The sequence below is a fragment of the Vibrio sp. 10N.222.54.A3 genome (assembly GCF_041474095.1).
In the GTDB taxonomy this organism is placed as follows: Bacteria; Pseudomonadota; Gammaproteobacteria; order Enterobacterales; family Vibrionaceae; genus Vibrio; species Vibrio crassostreae_C.
Genome location: NZ_JBFRTN010000071.1, coordinates 1 through 19,235, shown reverse-complemented (window position 1 = coordinate 19,235; position 19,235 = coordinate 1). Strand labels below are relative to the sequence as shown.

The following is a 19,235-nucleotide window of genomic DNA, read 5'->3' as shown; positions in this document are numbered from 1 at the left end:
GATATTTCCTTATCTTAAGGCACGTAAAAAGCGCCTAAAATTGGAGCTTTATCAATTCAACTCATTCAATTTCATATATAATCGCCCTCAATAGTCTGCGCTTGAAAGCAGAGTCCTACATTATTCGAGTAATTAACAACATGGCAAAAGCACCCGCTAACAAGAAACCCGCCTCAAAAGCTAAGCCTACGTCAAAAGCTAAAAAAGCGACCAAAGGCTTTGAAGAGACCCTTTGGGATACAGCTAATCAGCTGCGTGGCAGTGTTGAGTCATCTGAATACAAACACGTGGTATTAAGCCTTGTGTTCTTAAAGTTCATCAGCGACAAGTTTGAAGCACGCCGTCAGAAGATGATAGACGACGGGCAAGAAGCTTTTGTTGAGATGAAAGAGTTCTACCAACAAGACAACATCTTCTTTTTACCAGAAGATGCGCGTTGGTCATTTGTTAAAGCGCGTGCTAAGCAAGATGATATCGCTATCATCATTGATACCGCTTTATCGACTATCGAAAAAAACAACCCAAGCTTAAAAGACGCTTTGCCAGATAACTACTTCTCGCGCCAAGGTTTGGAAGTGAAAAAGCTCGCGTCACTTATCGACAGCATTGAAAACATCGATACGTTAGCTAACGAATGTGACATGAGCGAAGAAGACTTAGTCGGTCGTGTTTACGAATACTTCCTAGGTAAGTTTGCAGCAACCGAAGGCAAAGGTGGTGGCGAATTCTATACGCCTAAGTCAGTGGTAACACTGTTAGCTGAAATGCTAGAACCTTTCCAAGGAAAGATCTACGATCCGGCTTGTGGCTCGGGCGGTATGTTTGTTCAGTCTTTAAAGTTCATTAAAGAGCACGAAGGGCGCACCAAAGACATCGCTATCTATGGCCAAGAGCTGACCTCGACCACTTATAAACTGGCGAAGATGAACTTAGCCATTCGCGGCTTATCAGGCAATTTGGGTGAGCGTGCAGCTGATACCTTTTTTGCTGACCAGCATAAAGACTTAAAAGCCGATTACATCATGGCAAACCCACCGTTTAACCTTAAAGGTTGGCGTAATGAAGCCGAGCTAACCGATGATGCGCGCTTTGCTGGTTATCGTACACCGCCAACAGGCAATGCCAACTACGGTTGGATTTTGCACATGCTCTCTAAGCTAAGTGAAACAGGCACTGCTGGTTTTGTTCTGGCGAACGGCTCTATGAGCTCAAATACGTCTGGTGAAGGTGAGATCCGCCAGCAGCTAATCGAGAACGATCGCGTTGAGTGTATGATCGCGTTGCCGGGGCAGCTGTTCTTTACTACGCAGATCCCTGTATGCATTTGGTTTATCACTAAAGACAAAACCGAGAACACCACCAAAGGTTTCCGTAACCGCCAAAAAGAGACGCTATTTATTGATGCTCGTGAAATGGGCACCATGATTAGCCGCACCAATAAAGAACTGACCAAAGACGATATCGCTCTAATTACCGACACTTACCACGCTTGGCGCTGTGATGAAGTAGAACTCAAAGCGCGTATAGAACGTGGTGATGGTAAAGTTGAGAAGTATGAAGATAAAGCAGGCTTTAGCAAATCAGCGACGATTGAAGACATTAAAGCTAATGATTTTGTACTGACTCCGGGCCGCTATGTTGGCGCTGCTGATGTGGAAGATGATGGCATTCCTTTTGAAACCAAGATGAGCGAGCTTTCACAAACCTTGTACAGCCAAATGAATCAATCGCAAGAGTTGGATAAAGCGATTCGCCAAAACTTGGAGGCATTGGGCTATGGGGAGTGATTGGAAAACATTTACATTGGAAGAGTTAGCTAGTGAGCAAAAATCAGCTCTAGCAACTGGACCTTTTGGATCCGCCATTAGCTCTAAGTTTTTCCAAGAGAACGGAATTCCTGTTATTAGAGGTGGAAATTTAAGTGCCAATACTTCAGATAGAATGTCAGATGATGGCTTGGTATTTGTAAGTGAAGAAAAAGCAGCTGAGTTTAAGCGCTCTGTTGTGAGAAAGGGTGATTTGATATTTACTTGCTGGGGGACAATCAATCAAGTTGGTTTACTCGATGAACAACGCCAATTTGACGAGTACATTATCTCCAATAAGCAAATGAAAGTGACTTTAGATGTTGACAAGGCAGATCCTTTATTTGTCTATTACATGTTTTCCGGTCCGAAGAAGCAAAAAGAAATTCTCCAAAATGGAATTGGCGCAGCAGTACCAGGTTTTAATCTAGGCCAGTTACGCGAACATAAACTGACTCTTCCTAATATTAATAATCAACGACGAATCGCTTCATACTTAGATTCGTTGGACCAAAAAATCACCCTCAACAACCAAATCAACCAAACCCTAGAACAAATGGCACAAGCTATTTTCAAGTCTTGGTTTGTCGATTTTGACCCTGTAAAAACCAAAATGAATGGCGAACAGCCAAAAGGGATGGATGCGCCTTTTCTTTCAAAAGAAGTTGCCTCGCTTTTCCCAGAAAAGCTCGTTGAGTCTGAGCTGGGTTTAATTCCTGAAGGTTGGGAAGTAACAAACGTTGGAGACTTCACCGATACTTTCGACTACGTGGCAAATGGTAGTTTTGCTGCATTGAAAGCGAACGTCGATCTTTTTGATGAACCTAATGAAGTTATTTATGTTCGCACAACCGACTTCAACAAAGGCTTTAAGAATGAACTCAAGTATACGGATGAGCCTAGCTACCAGTTCCTATCCAAATCAAAACTTTACGGTCATGAAACTATCATCTCGAATGTTGGTGATGTAGGTACAGTATTTCGGGCACCGAGTTGGTACGACATGCCAATGACACTTGGTAGTAATGCTATGGGGATAGTTTCAGAGGGTGCCAATTCATATATTTACTACATGTTTAAGAGTCATATTGGCCAACATCTGCTTGATGGTATTACGTCAGGTAGCGCACAGATGAAATTTAACAAAACAAGCTTTAGAAAGTTACGAGTAGTCTTACCAAGCAAAGGGGTTCTGGCAAAATTTGAGGAACTAGAAGCTTCTCTGTGGGCTAAGCATGCTAGCAATCAAAAAGAATCGTTACATCTTGAAAGGCTGCGTGACACGCTTCTTCCTAAATTGCTTTCCGGCGAAATTGACTTAGAAAACCTGCAAGTAGAACAAGCTATAGCCATCGCAGAGTAGCCTTTCGTCATTCCAGAAAGTGAGGAACGAACTTATCAGGAATCTCGTTTTTGACGGTGGTGAAAAGCGAGATCTCAGATACCTCGCGCCTCGGTTCTGAGATAACGAAGGTGGGAATTAGATGAATCCGAAATAGAACAAAGCAAAGCGTAGGTGGAACCATAATATAATGAACGCAACTAATACTCGTGAAATCGACATTTCTGAATTGACGACACTGTGTGAAACAAGCACTTTGCAAAAAGGCATCTTGCTTTCACGCAGTGGTGCAGTACGCAAGCTTAACCTTGTTGGCAACACCGCGACCGCACAGGTCAAAGGCAGCCTCAATTATCAAGTGAGCCTCGATTTCACTGGCGATCTGGTTGGCACTTGTACTTGCCCTGCGGCGCAATATCAAATGTTGTGCAAGCACGGCGTGGCGGTTGCCCTTTGCCTACAAGACCAAGAACAAGCTTTAAACCAAAGTAGTGAACGAGATACCATAAAAAATCACCTGCAAAGCCTTGGTGAAGAGGCCATGGTAGAGATGCTACTCGAATACCTAGAAGAAGATGAGTACACATGGAATGCACTGCTGACAAAAATTGAAATACGCGAAAAGCCAGCCGTATATGGCGAGCTGAAAAAGTTGGTTACCCAAGCCTTACCGCGAGAACAGCTCTGGGATTGGCGAGAAAGCCATGATTATTTCAACTCAGCAGAAATTCAATTGAACATGATCATTGAATCAATGCAAAGCCTTAACGCCGATCATCAATGGAAATTAATCAACTACCTTGTTGAACGGTTGAATAAGGTGCTAGAGCAAATTGATGACTCCAATGGCGATCGTTATGGCATTGAAAGCATGATTAACGAACACATGCCAAAGACGCTGGCAAAGCTTAATTGGAGTGAGCAAGAGAAAGCGCAGTGGATGTTTGAGCGTTTGACCCATTACGAATTTGACGTATTTCCTTCGATTGAAGAGAGTTTTGGAGCGATTTGGCAATCTAACACCCACTTTCTAACCTTATGCCGCCAAGCGATAGATCAAGCATCGCAAGATGAGAGTAGCTGGAACTTACGCTCATGGGCAGTTCCGTTAATGAAACACAGCTCCGATTGGCGTGAAGTGGCGGAAATTAAACAAAAAATAGCACGAACGTGTCGAGATTATCTTGAAGTTGTTGATATGTTCATTGATGAGCAAGAGCCGTTAGAAGCTGAGTTTTGGTTAGCTAAGGCGAAAAAAATGGCGAGTGATTATGAACTTCGTGCGTGCGAACAAGCTCAATTCCGTCTTTATGTTGAACTAGGTGAAATCCATTCTGCATGGGTATTAGCTAACCGTTTGTTAGAACAATCACCAAGCTTTCAATATTATCAACAGTTAGCGAAGTTTAAAGCCAATTACCAAATTGATGATGTTGAATTTTTCTCCCGCACTGAACTGCTACTTGCCAATGCCTATCAACAACCAGACCGCTATAATCAAGCTTCTGATCGTACGGATGCCTTGGTTCTGTTCTATATCGATAACCAGCAATTAGACAAAGCGTGCGAATGGGTTGCCGAACATAAAATATCAATACAAGGACTTATTTCGCTTGCCGATCATATTGTGGATGATAAACCTGAAAATACGCTGGATTATTATCTGCGAGCAGTCTCATCTTATATCGAACAGACCAATAATACGGCTTACGATCAAGCTTTAGAGTTACTTCGACGTTTAGAGAATATGCTGAAATCGCATCCTACTCAATTGGCGACATTTTATAGTCAGGTGGCGCAACTCGCTACCACGTACAAGCGTAAGCGTAATATGTTCGCTTTAATTCAGAAATATTATTCAAAATATATCTGATTCTGCGGAGGTGACAAGATCTGCGGTGTTGAGAAAATGGAACAAAGCCCGAAACCGAGTTACTACAAAACAAATTTAAATAACTCAATTTAGAAAACAACAAACAACGTCAAACAGCAGTAGGAAAAGGCGATGAGCTTAAAATTTACTGAAGCCAAACTCGAACAGGCCATTATTGAGCTATTGGGTGAGCAAGGCTACCCACACGTAGTGGGTGAACAAATAGCGCGTGAAGACAAAGAACAAGTACTCATCTTAGATGACTTACGCCGCTACCTTGCCAAGCAGTACCGAGGCGATGCTATAACCGAGAGCGAAATTGACACCATTGTTCGTATGATATCAACGTTGCCTGCCAGTGATTTATACCATAGCAATAAAACCTTCTGCCAATGGCTAACCAATGGCTTTCTGTTTAAGCGTGAAGATCGCTCAAAGAAAGACCTCTATATTGAGTTAATCGACACAAGACATTTGGCACAAGCCTTACGCTTGATGTTTGTCCCGTTGCTAGAGAATAAATCTAAATCAGATAATACTGATAGAGAAGTTGCAGAGGGTAATGTTAGTTACTTAGAAACATATCGCCTAGACCCGACTGATACCAATATCTATAAAATCGTTAACCAGCTAGAGATTGAAGGTGTCGATGAACAAGTTCGAATCCCTGATGGCATCCTTTATGTGAACGGCTTACCGCTGGTGGTGTTTGAATTCAAAAGTGCCGTGCGAGAGAAAGACGCGACCATCTTTGATGCATGGAAGCAAATTTGCGTTCGTTATCGCCGTGATATTCCCAAGCTGTTCGTCTACAACGCGATGTGCATCATCAGCGATGGCGTGAACAACAAAATGGGCAACCTGTTTGCGCCGTATGAGTTTTTTTACGCGTGGAGCAAAGTAACGGGCAACGAGTCTACCGAAAAAGAGGGTATTAATTCCCTCTACACCATGATTGCCGGGTTGTTTAACCAAACTCGATTACTTGATGTAGTGAAGAACTTTGTCTTCTTCCCTGATACCTCTAAGAAAGAGATAAAAATCTGTTGCCGTTACCCGCAGTACTACGCAGCGCGTAAGCTTTACTACAACATCGACAAAGAACGTAAGCCATACGGTAGTGGTAAAGGCGGTACTTACTTTGGTGCAACAGGGTGTGGTAAGAGCTTTACCATGCAGTTTCTATCTCGCCTATTGATGAAAAGCATCGATTTTGAAAGCCCGACCATTGTACTTATTACCGACCGCAACGATCTCGATGACCAGCTTTCTAAACAGTTCTGTAATGCCTCTGATTACATTGGTGATGAGATGGTGGTGCCAGTTAAAAGCCGTCAAGATTTAAGAGATAAGCTACAAGGCATCAAGAGTGGTGGTGTGTTCCTGACTACCATTCATAAGTTCACCGAAGACATCGAATTGCTTTCAGAGCGTACAAACATCATCTGTATTTCTGATGAAGCGCACCGTTCACAGGTCAACCTCGATAAGAAAGTGGTGATCAAATATCAAGATGGTGTAGCCGTCGATGTGAAAGAGACATACGGCTTTGCTAAGTATCTACACGACTCTCTGCCAAGCGCGACTTACGTTGGCTTCACCGGAACGCCGATCGATGCCACCCTTGATGTATTTGGTGATGCAGTAGACAGCTACACCATGACAGAATCGGTTAATGATGAAATTACGGTTCGTATTGTTTATGAAGGCCGAGCAGCCAAAGTCATTCTTGATAACAGCAAGCTTGAAGAGGTAGAGAAATACTACCAAGCGTGCGCAGAAGCTGGCACCAATGAACATCAGATAGAAGAGAGTAAGAAAGCTACTGCCAATATGAACGCGATTCTTGGCGACCCTGACCGTATTGAAGCTTTGGCGAAAGACTTTGTTGAACATTATGAAGGGCGAGTTAAAGAAGGTTCTACGATAAAGGGCAAGGCGATGTTTGTCTGTGCGAGTCGTGAAATCGCGTTTGATTTTTATAAGCAAGTCAAAATCTTAAGGCCAGAATGGTTTGAGGAAAAGCTATCAATTGATGGCGTCGAGCTGACTGATAAAGAGAAAGAAGAGTTAAAGCCACTTGCGATGGTGCAAATGGTGATGACGCGCGGCAAAGACGATGATCCTGATCAGTACAGCCTGTTAGGAACCAAGGAATATCGAAAATCGCTCGACCAGCAGTTTAAGAGTCCTAAGTCGAATTTCAAAATAGCCATTGTAGTCGACATGTGGCTAACAGGTTTTGACGTTCCTGAATTGGATACTATCTACATCGATAAGCCGTTGCAGAAACACAATCTGATTCAAACCATCTCACGTGTTAACCGTAAGTTTGAAGGCAAGGCCAAAGGGCTGGTTGTCGATTACATTGGTATCAAGTCGCGAATGAATCAAGCCTTAGCGATGTATTCAAAGGCTGATGACACTAATTTTGAAGATATTCGTTTTTCCGTTATTGAGGTGAAGAACCATCTCGATCTGTTAAGGCAGATGTTCCACAAGTTCGATACGTCAGGTTATTACACAGGAGAGCCGTGTAAGCAGCTAGAGTGCCTTAATCAGTCGGCAGAATACATCCTTCAAACCAAGAAAGGTGAAACCCGATTCATGGCTTTAGTCGGCCGTATGAAGGCGGCTTATGATGTTTGCTGTGGTAGTGAATTGTTATCTCAGCAAGAGCGCGACCAAATTCACTTTTATATCGCAGTGCGCTCTATCATCTTTAAGCTAACCAAAGGTGATGCACCAGATACGGCACAAATGAATAAGCGCGTTCGCGAGTTAGTGGCAGAAGCACTTCGTGCCGATGGAGTAGAAGAGATCTTTACCATTGGTGATGAGCACGCCGAAGCAATCGATATTTTTGACGAAGATTACCTAGCTCGCATCAACAAGATTAAGCTGCCTAACACCAAAATTCAGCTACTTCAGAAGCTACTAGAGAAGGCGATAAGCGATTTCAAGAAGGTCAACCAGCTACAAGGGATGAATTTCTCTAAGCGCTTCCAATCGCTGGTGGAGCAATACAACGAACGTCGTGAAAATGATGTGTTGAATGGTGAGGAGTTCGATACCTTCTCTCAAGAAATGACCGACATTATCTTTGATATCGTGAAAGAAATGGGCTCGTTTGAAGACCTAGGCATCGACCTAGAAGAGAAAGCGTTCCTCGATATCTTGAACCACATGCGCAAGAAGTACGATTTCACTTACGACGATGACAAGATGCTCGAACTGGCGAAGGAGATGAAAACTACCGTAGACAATGTCGCCCAATATCCAGACTGGGCAGGGCGCGATGATATCAAAGCCAAGTTGAAAGTGGATTTAATCTTACTGCTACACAAATACGGCTTCCCACCAGTAGCCAACGATGATGTTTACAAAGGCGTGCTAGAGCAGGCTGAGAATTATAAGAAGAATGTGTAGTCGCTTTAAATTTGATGACATTTGATTTTATCAATGAGTATTTCAGCTAAAACAATCACTTTAGCTGAAATACTCGAATAGAGATCTAACCTCGAATGATCATTTGCTCGCGCTCTGGACCTACCGATACCATCACGATTGGCACACCCATCAGCTCTTCGATACGAGTAACGTAATCTTGCGCTGCTTGAGGAAGGCTCTCAAACGTGCGGCAACCCGTGATGTCTTCATCCCAGCCAGCCATATCTTCATATACGGGCTTTAGCTCAGCCGTTTGTGGCCAAATCGGGTTCTCTGTGTGCTCTCCTGAGTAAGCAGTACAGATCTTAAGCTCAGACAAACCAGACAGGCAATCGATCTTAGTTAATGCGATTTCCGTTGCAGCTTGTAGGTCAACACCGTTGCGAGTTGCTACCGCGTCGAAGTAACCCATGTCACGTGGGCGGCCTGTTGTTGCGCCGTATTCGTTAGAGCTTTCGCGGAAGCTGTCTTGTTCTTCCATTGCAGTTACTAGCGTGCCAGTACCAACAGACGAGCTGAATGATTTAGCAACAGCGATAACACGTTCAGGACGAAGTGCAGGTAAACCGCTACCAATGCCAGCATAAGCTGCGGTTACATTCGAAGACGTTGTCCAAGGGTATTCACCGTAGACAAGGTCGCGACCTGCGCCTAACTGAGCTTCAAACAGTAGGTTGGCGTCTTGCGATTGCATTGCTTTAAGCGGCTCTGTCACGTTGCAAATGAACGGGCGCCAAGCTTTAGTCACTTCAAGTAGCCATTCTGTCATTTCAGAAGCAGTCTGAGTGAAATCACATTGAGGATATAGCGCTTTAAGCTGAGGCATCTTCCAATCAAGTAGGAACTGAATACGCTGCTCTAAAATCTCAGGTTGATTCAGCCAACCGACAAGAATGCCTTTCTTCATTACGCGATCGCCGTACGCTGGTGCAATACCTTGACGTGTTGAACCGTATGCGCCATCGCCCAATCGCTCTTCTTCAAGCGTATCTTCAAGAGCGTGTAAAGGGAGGCACAGTGTCGCACGATCGGAGATTGCCATTTTCACTTTGATGCCAGCCGCTTGTACTTCTGCGATTTCTTCAGTTAGCGCAGCAGGGCTGATCACCATGCCAGGGCCAAGAACCGCCGTACAATCAGGATTAAAAATACCACTAGGTAGTTGGTGCAGTTTGAATGTACCGAAGTCGTTTACTACGGTATGGCCTGCATTGTTTCCGCCTTGAAAACGAATGCTAGCAGAAGCTTGGTCTGCTAAAAAATCGACGATGCGGCCTTTGCCTTCATCACCCCAGTTTGCGCCCACAACAACGATAGATGGCATAATTTTTCTCCTAACTGATTGAGAAATCATGTTAGGCCTACAAGGTGGATAAGAGAAATTAATTATCTTTATTATCTTGATAAGGATTCCATATATCCTTAAGGTCTTAAGCTACAAACGAGATTCCCTATCACGTTCGTTCTTCACTGTAGGGAATGATATAAGTGACACGAGAGAGAGGACATGATGCTCGATATTAATTTGTTGAAGACGTTTGTGACGCTTGCGGAGTACAAGCATTTTGGGAAAGCGGCCAATGCACTGCACATGACACAACCCAATGTGAGTTTGCACCTAAAACAACTGGAACAACAAACACGCATAAAGTTGATAGAGAGAAGCCCTTTTCAATTGACTCAAGCGGGTGAACGGCTATTGGAAACAAGCCAAAGAACGCTACTCGAACTGCAGATTTGTCAGGCCGATCTCAATGCCATTAACGACCTTAAAATAGGGACGTTAACCATTGCCGTAAGTGACATCATTTCTCGATTTTTGCTAATTCGTCCGTTCCAGAAGTTCAAAGCGCAGTATCCCGGTATTGACCTTACGCTCTTGAATACCACGTCATCTCAGGCATCGAATTTAGTTAAAAATGCTCAAGCGGATATTGGTTTTGTTATCGCCAAAGAGCAGCACAACGAGTCTTTGTATTTCACTAAGCTGCAAGAGCTTTCTTGGTGTGCGCTTGGCGATGGGGTTGATATCCGAGACTCTGATGCAGAGCTCACTTTGATTCTACTAGGTCATGATACGAGAACGCGTGACTTTATTGATGAAGGTTTACCAAGCCTTAATCTACCTAATTATAGGGTGATGGAAGTAGGGAGTGTCGATGCTCAAATCGACTGGGCAGAAGCGGGATTTGGTGTGGCTATTGTCCCGGAGTTTGCGGTATCAACCAAGCAGCACCTGCATTCGAAAGTGACACCATTGACCAACTTCTCGAGCACCAGTCTTGGTTATATTGTTCGGCAGAACCAAGTCTTGTCGAAAGCAACCAAGCAGCTGTTAGGTTGGGTGAATGATGAGATTATTTCATTGCAAAACAAATAAATACAATCATTGAGTTTGACTCAATCAGCCCACCTCGAGTGGGCTTTTTTGTCCCTGGAAAGCCTCGTTTTTACTGAATCAATAATCTTTGGAACAAACTAGCGCTCACCATCAACTATTCGTCCCGCAAATCAGAGTTTCAAAATTCATCGTTGACAAAGTTTGACAATCAAACTAAATTTCAAATTATTACTTTGATTATCAAATTACTTGTCAATCAAAGGGCTTTTATTTGCAACGATCATCTAACCACAAACACAAGCTAAGGACGCCATTTTGAGTTTTCCAACACGTCACCAACACAACTTTTCTTCACATAACAGTCAAGGTGAGAAACGCACGTTCTATGTCCTGTTATTGACCGTCGTTACCATGGTTGTCGAAATTGTTGCAGGTACTATTTACGGCTCGATGGCATTGCTTGCCGATGGTTGGCACATGGGGACGCACGCCGCAGCGTTTGGTATCACCTTATTTGCATACCGTTATGCGAAGAAACATGCCGAGAGCGAACGTTTCTCTTTCGGTACTGGCAAAGTCAGCGTGTTAGGGGGCTACACCAGCGCGATTGCATTGGGGATTGTGGCATTGTTGATGCTGGTGGAATCAGTACATCGTTTGTTTAACCCACAAGCGATTCAGTTCAATGAAGCGATCATCGTTGCTTGTATTGGTTTAACTGTGAATGTGGTGAGTATGTTTTTACTTGGCGATCACCATCATGATCACGGACACGAGCATGGCCACAATCATAGTAAGAATCACGGTCATTCACATAGCCATAAGCACGACAGCGACCATGGTCATAAACATGGCGAGCATCACGGACACCATCATGATCACAACCTACGCGCAGCCTACATGCATGTGTTGGCGGATACTCTAACTTCGCTGCTTGCGATTGTTGCGCTGCTATTTGGTAAGTTTTACGGTTGGAACTGGTTAGATGCAGCAATGGGAATGGTTGGCGCATTCGTGATTGCTAAGTGGACGATGAACCTTATGAAACAAACCAGCCCAATCCTGCTGGATGAGAATATCGACCAAGATTATCGTGACTCAGTGACCAAAACCTTAACGCCTTATGCGTCGGTCACCGATTTCCATATGTGGAAGGTGAGTGGGCATCACTATTCAGCAGCGATTACTCTTGAATCAAACAGTGATAAAACCGTCTCTGAATATAAACAAATGCTCGCCAAGTTTGATAAGATTAATCATCTTACTCTTGAAGTGCATTCAAACGACCATGCGAAATATAGAACAGCTTAACCAAATACTGACTGAGTTCTACGATAAAATGTCTTCGTGGGAGCAGTCTGTTGTCAAAGAGACGGGTTATTCCCTGGCTCAAGTACACACCATTGAAGTACTTGGTATGCATGGTTCGTTAAGAATGAAAGAGCTCGCTGAAAAGTTGGGTATTACCACGGGTACACTTACTGTTCAAATAGAAAAGTTGGTTAAAGCTGAATTGATTGAGCGCCATGAACACCCAACAGATCGTCGTGCGATTGTGGTTGCCTTGACGGATGAAGGGCAGAAGATACACGTTCACCACAATCAGCTTCACTTGAATTTGGTTAATGAGCTGACGCAAGATATCGAAGAAGACGAGAAAGCGGTGTTATTGAAGTGCCTAACCAAGATGGTAAAAGCGTTTTAGCCAGCCTTGAATTCGCACCTAACTCTTTAGCTGCAAAGCGATTGACTAGAAAATCAAAAGATGGACCTGACTCGAATTGAGTAGGTCCATTTTTTTCGCCGTTTACGCTCTACTGTACAATCATCAATAGACGGATTCACTGTTTAAAAACCAAGTCAAAACCTCCAATATTGCGCTTCGCTCGTGCTCTTCTGGAGAGCCAAAAAAATGTCATCATAAATAATGCGTCCAAATGTGCGTCAAAGTCTTTTTATTCAATGCCTTGTATGCCGTGGTGTTCAGTCTGTTTATGTTCCGTCAAATAGCTGTCTCTCACTTTTATCATTCAACTAATGTACATGTATTCAATTTGTGTTATTGATGCTTTTATCTTTAGTGAAAAGATTCATTCTCTGTTTGAATACCATTGAGAATGTCACTGCTGGTGGGCTGAACAGTCGCTAGATTTAGTGCTCATTACTGATACAAAAAATATAACAATAACCAGGTCGCGCAAGTTGTATTCCATGCTTCGATGCGATCAATTAGATACTCATAGTTAATTTAGTAAAGACGAGCCACGTATATGAATATAAAGAAAAAGCTCTATTCGTTGGGGATGTTCTCCATCTTCGGCATGATTTCATTGCTGTTTACCACATCACAATTCGCAGACACCACCGCTCAAATGAGCGAAGCCAAACAAATCACCAAAGAACTCGAAGTGCGATTGCTCAACCTTCGCCGAAACGAGAAAGATTTCTTGCTGCGCAGTGATTTGAAATACCTCGACAAGTTCGATGTTAACTACAACAAATTCCTAGCGTCTGAATCAGAACTTAACGCCGTGCTGAACGATTTGGGTTTAGCGAACAGCACACACTTGCGTGAAGATATTGAAACGTACCACACAAGCTTTGTTAACCTAGTAAAGGCCAACGAAGTGTATGGATTAGCACGAGACAGAGGTTTATTAGGCCAATTTCATGAAGTGTTAGACAATATCAACGCAACAGCTAGCGCGGAGCAAAAAGTCGAGCTGTACCTGTTTAACGATCTGATTGAAAAGGGCACATTCGACCCGAGTGTTCTTTCTATTACTTCGAATGCGGGCAGTTCAAGTGCACTTTTAGATGCTGCAAAGCAAGTCGTCGCGCAGAAACGTGTGATTGGTATGAAGCATAATGAAGGTCTGTTAGGGCAAGCACGTTCAGGTTCTCACGCGATTGAAACTCAATTTAAAGAGTTCTCAGCGGTATTAGACCAAGAAACCCAACAAGAGATGGACAAGCTATCGCTGATCAACAACATCCTTTGCGTCACGCTACTCGTGTCGATCATTCTGTTCAGCTGGTTAATCGTCCGTTCTATCATTGGTAAAATTGAGTCACTGCTTTCGGTGATTCGTAACATCGTCGATTCTAACGACGTGTCTATTCGTTCGCACCTAGATGGCAAAGACGAACTCAGCACTTTAGGCCAATACTTCAACCAACTGTTGGATCAACTGGAAGGGCTTATCGCTGCCTCTCAATCTAAGTCACTGCAACTGACACAAAGCACATCGAACATGCATGATGAGCTAGAGTCAGTAATCAAACAGTTTGAAGTTCAAGCAAATCACACATCTACAATGACAACGTCAGTTCAAGAGATGGTACTCACCATTGGCGAGATCTCTGAAAGCACATCGGTTGCCGCTGAAGGTGTACATCAAGCGAAAGTGAATGCCGATAAAGGCCGTGAAGTGGTGGTTGAAACCATCAGCAACATCACCCAGTTGTCTGAACGTCTTTCAAGCAGCCAAGATTCGATCAGTTCACTGAACCATCATGTTGACCAGATCGGCGATGCAGTAAACATCATCCAAGGCATTGCAGAACAAACTAACCTATTGGCATTGAACGCAGCCATTGAGGCAGCACGTGCGGGTGAACAAGGTCGTGGCTTTGCGGTAGTTGCCGATGAAGTACGCGCACTAGCAAGCAGAACGCATCAATCGACCACAGAGATAACTTCAGTGGTGAGTGCAATTCAAAGCCAGATGCAGGCGTCGATGGCAGAGATTGGCGAGTGTAATCAACAAGGTCAACTAACGCTGAAAGATTCGGAAGAGCTGGATGCGAGCTTGCAACTTATCTTGAGCGACATGGAAAGCATCCAAGGTAATTCAGAACGTATTGCTTCAGCGATTGAAGAGCAGGGCGCAGTAATGGCGCAAGTGAGTGACTCAATTACTGAGCTGAACACTATCTCGAACGACAATAACGCTTCGGCGCAGCATTGCTTAGTTGAAGTGGACAAGGTAGCAGAGCAAGCGAACGATATGGACCAAGCGGTCGCGCAGTTCAAGACTTCATAAACAACATAGAACTTACTAAAACAAAAGGCGTGGATCATCTACGCCTTTTTTGTGCCTGAAATTCAAATAGATAAATGACGAGAATAAAAAAACGGCCCGATCTGGGGGAAGATCTGGGCCGTTATATTACGTATTAAAGGGGGGACTACTTATTTCGGCCTTCCAGCACATCCAGTGCCAGTTCAACCGCTTTATCAATATTGTCGCATCCCGCTAACTTACCTGAGCTGATAGGACCAAGCACATTAGCGTATAACGAGAGCTGCTTGTTAAATGGCAGGCTCAACTGCTCATATAAACGCTGGCGAATCTCGGCATGTTGCTCAGGAGCGTGAGCAGCAAGGCTTTTCAAAGTGTCATAAACAAGAGTGGTGGTAGTGTTCATTCGTCTCTTTATCATTAAGTGGGAGGCGCTTATTTTATAATCTTTTCGTATTCTTTTACTGTGATATAAGTCATACAATATTATTAATGTGTTTATCTTTTCAATCTAATGAGAATAAGGCATTCCAAAATAGACTTAAGTATCTGTGAAATATAACTAAAATAATGACAGACTATCGAACACAAACGAATTGGCGCGTTTCTGGCAAACGGTTAAATCTATAGTAAAAGGAACAACATGCACTACGACGTATTCAATGGAGATGCAGACGGCATCATCGCTTTACTGCAACTGCGCTTAAATGAGCCACGGGAGAGCGTGCTCATTACAGGTGTAAAGCGTGATATTAAGTTGGTCACTCAAGTTGTTACTCAAATTATGGAGCCGGGTAAGCAAGGTGACATTTCTTCCGTTACCGTTTTAGATGTGTCGATGGAGAAAAACTTATCTGCATTGCACTCACTGCTAGACGCCGACATCAATGTATTTTATTGCGATCATCATCGAACTGGTGAGGTACCTGACTCTAGCTATTTGGATACTCTGATTGATACCGCGCCAGAGAGCTGCACGAGCTTGCTGATTAACCAGAAGCTGAATGGTGCGCATGTGGCTTGGGCAATCGCAGCTGCCTTTGGCGACAATCTAAAAACGGTGGCGGCGCGGCTAGCGGATGAAAATGGATTCGCTCAATCTCAAAAAGAGTTTCTAGAAGAGCTAGGTACCTTGGTTAACTACAACGGTTACGGTTCGTCACTGAGTGATTTGCATTTCACGCCAGCTGAGCTCTACAAAACCCTTTATCAATACCCGAATCCGTTTGATCTTTTGGATGATAAAGACTCTGTGTTTTATCGACTACGAGATGCTTATCAAAATGATCGCCAGCAGTTATCAAACCTTGCTCCTGTTTATGAAAGTGAAGTCGCACGTGTGTTTGAACTGCCAGGTGAGACGTGGGCAAGGCGCATCAGTGGCGTATTTGGTAATGAAATCGTTAATCAAGATCCAAACCGAGCGCAAGCAGTATTAACGAAAAACCAAGACGGCGAGTCTTACACGGTGAGCTTACGTGCGCCATTATCAAATAGAACGGGTGCAGACGAAATTTGCTCAAGTTTTGCGACTGGCGGAGGAAGAAAAGCAGCGGCTGGAATTAATCAACTTAATGAACTTGATAAGGTGAATTTTATTTCACTATTGGATGCATATTATTCATCTGGCACTGACGGTTAACTGAAAAACTCCCGACGTATACATTCAAAATCCTACAAATTCTTGCTCCTATATTCCGTTATACGTGTGTATTGTTAGCACATGTATGGTGGCTATATCTACGCTATTTTAGTGATGTCACTCGCAATGGTGTCTGGTCTGAGGTCAGTAATTACGGCGTATTTGGGGTGATTTTTGCCGATTTAAAGTTCATTTTTTCCTATCGGTGATTTTTTATATTTTTGGTTAATTATCTTAGTGAATTAAGGTTGATTAAATATTTATATGGTCAATGCATTCAGCCGAAAATAACAGTTTTTAGCATTTCAATTTGAATGAAAAGTCAAAATCATATTGATTCTGATATTCAATCTGTGACTTAAAATCACAAGTTAAATCAAAGGTCATCTTTTCCTATAAATTCCATTACTTCTCTATAAATATTCATGATTACAATGAATTGGTTCGGTTGTGATTGGCACAGCTGTTAAGTAAGGAAGTGGGACTAATGTTGAAACGTAAAGCTCTACAATTAGCAGTATCGGTCGGCATGGCGGCTATGTCTGGCGCTGTTTATGCGAATGGTTCAGATATGACGAATCCAGACTCTGGCGTCGTGGTTGGCTATTGGCATAACTGGTGTGACGGTGGCGGCTACCAAGGTGGTAATGCGCCATGTGTGACGTTGGATGAAGTGAACCCAATGTACAACATCGTGAATGTGTCATTCATGAAGGTTTACGATGTGGCTGATGGTCGAATCCCAACTTTTAAACTGGACCCAACCATTGGGCTTTCAGAAGAACAATTTATTGACCAAATCTCTGAGCTCAACAAACAAGGCCGTTCTGTACTGATAGCGCTGGGTGGTGCTGATGCACACGTAGAACTTGAAACGGGTGATGAAAGAGCCTTTGCTGATGAGATTATCCGTCTTACTGAGCGTTACGGTTTCGATGGCCTAGATATCGACCTTGAACAAGCAGCTGTAACCGCAGCAAACAACCAAACCGTGATTCCTGATGCTCTTAAGCTAGTGAAAGACCACTACCGTGCCGAAGGTAAAAACTTCCTAATTACGATGGCGCCTGAGTTCCCGTATCTAACGACAGGCGGTAAGTACGTTCCGTATATCGATAATCTAGAAGGTTATTACGACTGGATTAACCCACAATTCTACAACCAAGGTGGCGATGGTATCTGGGTTGAAGGCGTGGGTTGGATTGCTCAAAACAACGATGCGTTAAAAGAAGAGTTCATCTACTACATTTCTGATTCTCTTATCAACGGAACGCGTGGTTTCCACAAGATCCCACATGACAAGCTCGTGTTTGGTATTCCTTCAAGCATCGATGCTGCAGCAACCGGTTTTGTACAAGAGCCACAAGATTTATACGACGCATTTGATAGCCTAACGGCGCAAGGTCAACCGCTACGTGGTGTGATGACTTGGTCTATCAACTGGGACATGGGCACCAACAAAAACGGCCAACAATACAACGAGCAGTTCATTAAAGACTACGGCCCGTTTGTACACGGTCAGGTAACGCCACCACCAGTCGAGGGCGAGCCCGTTCTTAAAGGTGTCGAAAATACGCGTGTTCTTCACGGCACAACGTTTGATCCTATGGATGGCGTGACGGCAACAGACAAAGAAGACGGCGATCTAACGTCATCAATCGATGTTGAAGGTTACGTTGAAACCAGTGTTATTGGCACTTACGTTTTGACTTACCGAGTGAAAGACAGCGATAACAACGAAACCACTAAAGCGAGAACGGTAGAGGTTTACAGCCAGAAGCCAGTATTTAATGGCGTATCTGACACAACAGTTGTGTTGGGTACTGCATTTGATGCTATGGCAGGCGTGACGGCGAATGATGCTGAAGATGGCGACCTGACAAGCACTATTACACACACTGGCAGTGTCGATGTAAATGAAATCGGCAACTACACACTTGTGTATAGCGTGACAGACAGCGCGAACCAAACCGTAACCGTTGACCGTAAAGTGTCTGTAACTGATGGTTCTAACTGTGCTGCTGCATGGGATGCCGACACCGTTTATGTTGAAGGTGACCAAGTATCTCATGACGGTTCAACGTGGGGAGCAGGTTGGTACACTCGCGGCGAAGAGCCAGGAACAACAGGTGAGTGGGGCGTTTGGAGAAAAGTTTCAGACTCTTCATGTGGTGGTAACCCAGATCCGGGCGATGACTTAGAGCTTTCGGTTTCAGGACTTCAATCACAATATGCGCCAGATAACGGCAACGTGCGTTTAGATCTGACACTGACATCAAATGAAGCATTAGATGTTACCGCTATGGTGATCAACAGTGCAGGTACTGTGGTTGAGCAAACTAAGGTTAACGTAACGGACAGCCGTGCTATTACCATCGACTTATACGATGTAGCGGAAGGGCAATATGCACTTGAAGTAGTCGGTAAAGCATCTGACGGTGAAATGGTGATGGTAAACGATTCGTTCGCTGTTAAAGACGGTGGCGGAACAACACCTCCTCCAGGTGATTACCCTCCATATGAAGCGGGTACAAACTACGCAGCGGGTGACATTGTGGTCGGCAGCGATAATGGCTTGTACGAATGTAAGCCTTGGCCATACACGGCATGGTGTGCAAGCGCGTCTTACGCTCCAGCAGATAGCCAATACTGGCAAGATGCTTGGACAAAGCTGTAGTCTGATAGCTCAACGCTAGCAATATAAAGTAGACGATCAAAGAGAGGCCATTGTGCCTCTCTTTTTTATGGTGCGCCGAG

General features: G+C 43.8%; 12 protein-coding genes. 10 read left to right on the top strand and 2 right to left on the bottom strand.

What is annotated here, in order from left to right; all coding sequences use genetic code 11:
• The first annotated feature begins 140 nt into the window (after window positions 1–140).
• The 4 genes from AB4507_RS15310 to AB4507_RS15295 all read left to right on the top strand — a co-directional run bounded on the left by AB4507_RS15310 (window position 141) and on the right by AB4507_RS15295 (window position 8,449).
• Window positions 141–1,787: an N-6 DNA methylase gene (locus tag AB4507_RS15310; protein ID WP_372182912.1), complete on the top strand. Its 1,647-nt coding sequence runs from the start codon at window positions 141–143 to the stop codon at window positions 1,785–1,787.
• Entirely contained in the window at window positions 1,777–3,168 is a 1,392-nt protein-coding gene (locus AB4507_RS15305) for a restriction endonuclease subunit S (RefSeq protein WP_372182911.1), read from the top strand. The genes AB4507_RS15310 and AB4507_RS15305 overlap by 11 nt, the downstream gene beginning before the upstream one ends.
• Window positions 3,169–3,337: 169 nt before the next feature.
• Window positions 3,338–5,020 carry an SWIM zinc finger domain-containing protein gene (locus AB4507_RS15300; RefSeq protein ID WP_102398486.1) on the top strand — a complete coding sequence of 561 codons (1,683 nt, stop codon included), beginning with the start codon at window positions 3,338–3,340 and terminating at the stop codon, window positions 5,018–5,020.
• A gap of 132 nt (window positions 5,021–5,152) precedes the next feature.
• Window positions 5,153–8,449: a type I restriction endonuclease subunit R gene (locus tag AB4507_RS15295; protein ID WP_372182910.1), complete on the top strand. Its 3,297-nt coding sequence runs from the start codon at window positions 5,153–5,155 to the stop codon at window positions 8,447–8,449.
• 85 nt (window positions 8,450–8,534) lie between these two features.
• Here the strand turns inward: AB4507_RS15295 and AB4507_RS15290 are convergent, their stop codons facing one another.
• Entirely contained in the window at window positions 8,535–9,794 is a 1,260-nt protein-coding gene (locus AB4507_RS15290; protein ID WP_372182909.1) for an adenylosuccinate synthase, read from the bottom strand.
• A 183-nt stretch (window positions 9,795–9,977) separates the two neighbouring features.
• Between AB4507_RS15290 and AB4507_RS15285 the strand changes: the two genes are divergently transcribed.
• The 4 genes from AB4507_RS15285 (at window position 9,978) to AB4507_RS15270 (ending at window position 14,857) form a co-directional block, all read left to right on the top strand.
• Entirely contained in the window at window positions 9,978–10,850 is an 873-nt protein-coding gene (locus AB4507_RS15285) for a LysR family transcriptional regulator (RefSeq protein WP_017068305.1), read from the top strand.
• 276 nt (window positions 10,851–11,126) lie between these two features.
• Window positions 11,127–12,122, top strand: a complete 996-nt coding sequence (gene dmeF / locus AB4507_RS15280; protein ID WP_372182908.1) for a CDF family Co(II)/Ni(II) efflux transporter DmeF — start codon at window positions 11,127–11,129, stop codon at window positions 12,120–12,122.
• Window positions 12,100–12,516, top strand: coding sequence for a MarR family winged helix-turn-helix transcriptional regulator (locus AB4507_RS15275; protein ID WP_372182907.1), 417 nt, complete (start codon window positions 12,100–12,102; stop codon window positions 12,514–12,516). The genes dmeF and AB4507_RS15275 overlap by 23 nt, the downstream gene beginning before the upstream one ends.
• 616 nt (window positions 12,517–13,132) lie before the next feature.
• Window positions 13,133–14,857 (top strand): methyl-accepting chemotaxis protein, encoded by a 1,725-nt coding sequence (locus tag AB4507_RS15270; RefSeq protein WP_372182931.1) that lies wholly within the window; start codon window positions 13,133–13,135, stop codon window positions 14,855–14,857.
• 145 nt (window positions 14,858–15,002) lie between these two features.
• Here the strand turns inward: AB4507_RS15270 and AB4507_RS15265 are convergent, their stop codons facing one another.
• Complete coding sequence (locus AB4507_RS15265) at window positions 15,003–15,242, bottom strand: PAS factor family protein (RefSeq protein WP_004733935.1); 240 nt, start codon at window positions 15,240–15,242, stop codon at window positions 15,003–15,005.
• A gap of 237 nt (window positions 15,243–15,479) precedes the next feature.
• Between AB4507_RS15265 and AB4507_RS15260 the strand changes: the two genes are divergently transcribed.
• Together AB4507_RS15260 and AB4507_RS15255 are read left to right on the top strand one after the other, a co-directional pair.
• Entirely contained in the window at window positions 15,480–16,478 is a 999-nt protein-coding gene (locus AB4507_RS15260; protein WP_372182906.1) for a DHH family phosphoesterase, read from the top strand.
• A gap of 487 nt (window positions 16,479–16,965) precedes the next feature.
• Window positions 16,966–19,155, top strand: a complete 2,190-nt coding sequence (locus AB4507_RS15255) for an immunoglobulin-like domain-containing protein (RefSeq protein WP_372182905.1) — start codon at window positions 16,966–16,968, stop codon at window positions 19,153–19,155.
• Window positions 19,156–19,235: the final 80 nt, after the last annotated feature.